Source organism: Vibrio sp. 2130-1 (assembly GCF_033339515.1).
The window spans coordinates 1-526 of sequence record NZ_JAWOUT010000691.1; the positions used below are offsets into that span (position 1 = coordinate 1).

The 526-nt window shown below is 44.9% G+C and carries 1 protein-coding gene; it reads left to right on the forward strand.

Annotated elements, in window-relative coordinates; genetic code table 11:
• A partial coding sequence (locus tag R7Q09_RS28175; RefSeq protein ID WP_318144213.1) for a substrate-binding domain-containing protein occupies positions 1-526 on the forward strand: 526 nt, incomplete at both ends.

Genomic DNA, 526 nt, shown 5'->3' on the forward strand with positions numbered 1-526 from the left:
CGGCATTACGCTAACCAATTGCTACAACAGCGAAATTGATGTTGAAACGCAAAAGATCACGGGTGTCCTTTTAGTCGGGAAAGTCGACCAAAAGGTGGTCAATAAGTTACCTAAACGCTTAGCCGATAGCATCTGTTACATCGACTTTTCAGATCCAACTAGTCCTTACGATTGCGTTGATATCGATCTTGTAAGAATCAGCAAGCAAGTGGTTGATTTCTTTGTACAACAAGGCTACGAGCGTATCGGATTTATTGGTGGACAAGACGAGCCCAACACCGCAGACATTCGTGAAAATGCGTTTGTGGACTACGGCAGTCTAAAAGGTGTGGTTTCTGAAGACGACATTTATCGTGGCGATTTCTCTAGCTTGTCCGGTTATGACTTAGCGAAAGAGATGCTGGCCAAAGGCGATTCCCCAAAAGCGATGTTCATTGCTTCGGACTCCATTGCGATTCGTGTGTTACGAGCAGTGCATGAGTTTGGTTTAAACATTCCTGATCATATTGCGCTGATCAGCGTCAAC